The 634-nt window shown below is 54.7% G+C and carries 7 tRNA genes; all 7 read left to right on the top strand.

Annotated features, from left to right (window positions below):
• Positions 1–3 precede the first annotated feature (3 nt).
• The 7 genes from ACFOU2_RS08940 (at position 4) to ACFOU2_RS08910 (ending at position 634) form a co-directional block, all read left to right on the top strand.
• A tRNA-Leu gene (locus ACFOU2_RS08940) sits at positions 4–85 on the top strand.
• 10 nt (positions 86–95) lie between these two features.
• Positions 96–170, top strand: a tRNA-Gly gene (locus ACFOU2_RS08935).
• Between the two features lie 13 nt (positions 171–183).
• A tRNA-Cys gene (locus ACFOU2_RS08930) sits at positions 184–258 on the top strand.
• 10 nt (positions 259–268) lie between these two features.
• Positions 269–357, top strand: a tRNA-Leu gene (locus ACFOU2_RS08925).
• A gap of 12 nt (positions 358–369) precedes the next feature.
• Positions 370–446: transfer RNA gene (locus tag ACFOU2_RS08920), tRNA-Arg, on the top strand.
• Positions 447–465: 19 nt separating this feature from the next.
• Positions 466–542 (top strand) — tRNA-Pro (locus ACFOU2_RS08915).
• Positions 543–558: 16 nt separating this feature from the next.
• Positions 559–634 (top strand) — tRNA-Ala (locus ACFOU2_RS08910).

The raw sequence follows: 634 nt of genomic DNA, 5'->3' as shown, positions 1-634 counted from the left end.
CATGCGGGTGTGGCGGAATTGGCAGACGCACCAGACTTAGGATCTGGCGCCGCAAGGCGTGGGGGTTCGACTCCCTTCACCCGCATTGTAAAAACGCGGAAGTAGTTCAGTGGTAGAACACCACCTTGCCAAGGTGGGGGTCGCGGGTTCGAATCCCGTCTTCCGCTCCATTATTTTATCTTTGGCGGCATAGCCAAGTGGTAAGGCCAAGGTCTGCAAAACCTTTATTCACCGGTTCAAATCCGGTTGCCGCCTCCACTCACTATATGCCGGGGTGGCGGAACTGGCAGACGCACAGGACTTAAAATCCTGCGGTAGGTGACTACCGTACCGGTTCGATTCCGGTCCTCGGCACCATTTACACGATATGCGCCCGTAGCTCAATTGGATAGAGCGTCTGACTACGGATCAGAAGGTTATGGGTTCGACTCCTGTCGGGCGCGCCATATTTAAATGAATTAAAAACGGGAAGTAGCTCAGCTTGGTAGAGCACTTGGTTTGGGACCAAGGGGTCGCAGGTTCGAATCCTGTCTTCCCGACCATTCATTAAATAATCATGGGGCCTTAGCTCAGCTGGGAGAGCGCCTGCTTTGCACGCAGGAGGTCAGCGGTTCGATCCCGCTAGGCTCCACCA

The sequence above is a fragment of the Bacillus songklensis genome, assembly GCF_042649685.1.
GTDB lineage: Bacteria > Bacillota > Bacilli > Bacillales > Bacillaceae_H > Bacillus_BA > Bacillus_BA songklensis.
Note: the sequence above shows the minus strand (reverse complement) of the source record. Positions and strands in the feature narration are given on the sequence as shown.